This is a genomic window from Methanobrevibacter sp. 87.7 (genome assembly GCF_002208625.1).
Classification (GTDB): domain Archaea; phylum Methanobacteriota; class Methanobacteria; order Methanobacteriales; family Methanobacteriaceae; genus Methanarmilla.
Genome location: NZ_MRCT01000177.1, coordinates 1 through 3,283, shown reverse-complemented (window position 1 = coordinate 3,283; position 3,283 = coordinate 1). Strand labels below are relative to the sequence as shown.

The window sequence follows — 3,283 nt, the reverse complement described above, 5'->3', positions numbered from 1 at the left end:
AATTTATTTTAAAAATAGTATTAATTTTAAATATGATTTTAAGTTTTTAGTTTAAATTTCTAATTTAATAAATTTTATACAAAATAGTTTTTATGTTTAATTTTTATATAATTTAATTAAATATTGATTATTTTTTTTAAAATTAGTTTGTATGTTTTTTTAGCTATTTTTTTGTTTTTTTAAAATTAGTTTGTTTATTTTTAGTCTAAAAATAGCTATTTATTAATTAAAAATTAGTATATTTAAGTGTTTAATAAAATGAAAATAAAGTATTTTAATAATATATTAAAAATACTTATTTATTCAAGTACAGCATGTCTATTTTTTAAATCACTTTCAGTTTCACCCATTTCTTCCATTAATTGTGCTATAATTCCATCAAGGAAAACAAGTGATGTTAATTCAAATGCAGTACCTAATGGTGTAAGTGAAGTGTAGTTGCCATCTATTTGGCGTTTTAAGTAATTTTTATCATTTGATTCTGCTTTAGTTCTTCCTTGTATATAAATAGAAACATCGGATAATTTACCTAAGGAAGATTCTACATATGATGTAAATGATAATACTTTAGCACCTCTTTCTTTAGATGTTTTTGCTGCTGAAACTATTGTATTTGTTTCTCCAGAACCAGATATTGCAAAAATTGCATCATCTTTATTAATTGCAGGAGTAATTGTTTCACCAACAACATAAGCACTAATACCTAAGTGCATTAATCTCATTGCAAATGCTTTACCTACAAGTCCTGATCTTCCAGCACCTACTACAAAGACATTTTCTGAACTTAAAATAACATCCATAAATTTTTTGATATCTTCATCATTTAAATATTTTTCAGCACTTTGTATATTATCTATAATTGCATTTATTGATGATTTCATTTGTTCCATAATATCTCTAACCTAATTCTAACCTATATTTATTAATACATATATTATTTTTAATTTATTAATATATAATATTATATAAGTATATTATTTAATAAATATTTATTAGATTAAAAATTCTTTAATTTTTTTTTAAAATATTAATTTTTTAGTAGGTTAAATTATGAATATAAAACCATTAGTGAATATTGAAATTGATGGAAAAATATATAATTATAAATTATTTCAATCATTAGACCTTTTATCTAAAACATATTCACAACGAAAAGCTGCTAAAAAATTAGGAATATCTCATTCTGTTTTTAATAGACGTATACTTAAAGCTGAAAAAGAATTAGGATATAAATTAGTTAATAAAATAGGTTCTGGAAGTGAACTTACAGATGATGCTTTAAAACTTTTAGATTTATATCATACCTATAATAATCGTCTTAAAAAATCTAAAAGTATTCGTATAGCTGGAGGCCATATAATAACTGGATTAATTGAGTCTCTTGATTTACCATTTAATCTTGAAGTTTTTAGTACAGATACAGATAGTGCATTTAGTCTTGCTCAGGATGATTTAATAGATATTCTTGCATTAGATGATCCTTTAATTGCATTAAGTAATAATTTAGATTTTACACCTATTGCATTTGATTATATGGTTCTAGTTGCTAATAATAAAAATAATAAAAAAATAGAATCTGTTAAAGATTTATCTAATTTGAATTTTGTTCCTGTAAAAGGGACTGCTCAAAGGTTAGTATGGGATACATTAAAAGATAATAATATTCCTTTTAATTTAGAAAAAGAAGTTAAATCACAATTTGATGCATTTAAAATTGTTAAAAATTCTGATAATCTTTATACTTTTTTAAATGGTAGCTATTTTAAAGGTAATGATGTATTGAAAAATCAAACTATTCATTCTCTTGGTTTTGTATATTCTCAAGGTCTTGATTCAGAAATTGATAAATTTGTTAATTATATTTCTAATAATTGTTCTGATTTAATTAAATTACAGGGTTTTAGTTCTTTTTGATTTTTGTTTTTTTTTAAATTCTGATTTAATTAAATTACAGGGTTTTAGTTCTTTTTGATTTTTGTTTTTAATATTTTTTACTTATTTAATGGTATTTTATGTATTGGTGATTTTTTATTTAATTTATATTATACTTTAATTTATAAAGTCAATTTATTTTTTTAATAAACTTTTTATTTTAAAAAAATTTAATATTTTATTAATTTTCATGAGCTATGGAAAATATATAATATTTTGTATATTATAATATTTTATAATGGAAATATGATTTTTAACTTATGTATTTTTTAACTATTTTTAAGGTGATTATATGAAGAATAATACAAAATTACTAGTAATTGGACATACTGCATCTGATTTTATTATTGATGTTCCAGAATTTCCTAAACCAAATACTTCAGCTCATATGGATTCATTAAAAAATTTACAAGGTGGGGCAGCAGCTAATGTTGCAATGTGTGCTGCTACTTTTGGTTTAGATACTAGTTTAGTCTCTTCTGTTGGTGAAAGTTTTTTAAATTCTGAGTATTATTATAATTTTAAAAAAGTTGGGGTAAACACAGATTATTTCATTACAGTAGAAGATGAGTTAATTCCTACTGCTATTATGGTAAATGATAAAGAAAAAGATACAATTACCTATTTTTATGAAGGTTCTGGTAAAGCATTTGCTAATGCAGATGTTCCTGTAGAAGCTATTAAATCTGTTGATGCAATTCATTTAGCAACAGGTAATCCTGATTTTAATTGGAAATGTTCATGTGAAGCTAAAAAACAAGGTAAAATCTTATCATTTGATCCAGGTCAAGATTTAAATATTTATAGTTTAGAAAGATTAAAACAGGTTATTGAAAATTCTACAATATTATTTGGAAATAATTTTGAAATTGATAGGATTAAAGATTCTTTAGATCTTGATATTGAAGGTTTACTTAATTTAGGTCCTAAAATTATTCTTAAAACATGTAGAGAACATGGAAGTTACATTTATACTAAAGATAAAGAATATAAAATAGATGCTATATATAGGCCGGCAGTAGATCCAACTGGAGCTGGAGATTCTTATAAAGCAGGATTTTTATATTACTACTTAAATGGTAAATCTTTAGTGGAATCTGCTAAATTTGCATCTTCTGTATCTTCATTTATTGTTGAAAAACAAGGTTGTCAAACTAATATTCCTAGTTTAGAACAAGCAAAAGAAAGGATGAATAATTTCTATAATGATTAAATTTTATTAATTTTTAATTATTCTTTTTACTATTTTTTTTTATTTTATTTTTTGAGTTTAATTTTTTGTTCTTTTGGATAATTTTATTTTATTTTATGTTTTGAGTTTAATTTTTTGTTCTTTTGGATAATTTTATTT

General features: G+C 22.3%; 3 protein-coding genes. 2 read left to right on the top strand and 1 reads right to left on the bottom strand.

The features are described from left to right. Positions 1-299: 299 nt before the first annotated feature. The gene (gene hxlB, locus BGI41_RS07305) at positions 300-890 is read right to left on the bottom strand and encodes a 6-phospho-3-hexuloisomerase (protein WP_088540004.1); all 591 of its coding nucleotides are present in this window, start codon (positions 888-890) and stop codon (positions 300-302) included. Positions 891-1,050: 160 nt separating this feature from the next. On the opposite strand from hxlB, the gene BGI41_RS07300 reads away from it, so the two are divergent. Both BGI41_RS07300 and BGI41_RS07295 read left to right on the top strand, forming a co-directional pair. Further along, positions 1,051-1,914: a LysR family transcriptional regulator gene (locus BGI41_RS07300; protein ID WP_088540002.1), complete on the top strand. Its 864-nt coding sequence runs from the start codon at positions 1,051-1,053 to the stop codon at positions 1,912-1,914. Between the two features lie 310 nt (positions 1,915-2,224). Then, positions 2,225-3,145: a carbohydrate kinase family protein gene (locus tag BGI41_RS07295; RefSeq protein WP_088540000.1), complete on the top strand. Its 921-nt coding sequence runs from the start codon at positions 2,225-2,227 to the stop codon at positions 3,143-3,145. The last annotated feature ends 138 nt before the right edge of the window (positions 3,146-3,283 follow it).

What these genes read in the sequence shown, in the direction of transcription:
- hxlB (WP_088540004.1), bottom strand. Translation starts at nt 890, where the DNA reads ATGGAACAAATGAAATCATCAATAAATGCAATTATAGATAATATACAA.
- BGI41_RS07300 (WP_088540002.1), top strand. Translation starts at nt 1,051, where the DNA reads ATGAATATAAAACCATTAGTGAATATTGAAATTGATGGAAAAATATAT.
- BGI41_RS07295 (WP_088540000.1), top strand. Translation starts at nt 2,225, where the DNA reads ATGAAGAATAATACAAAATTACTAGTAATTGGACATACTGCATCTGAT.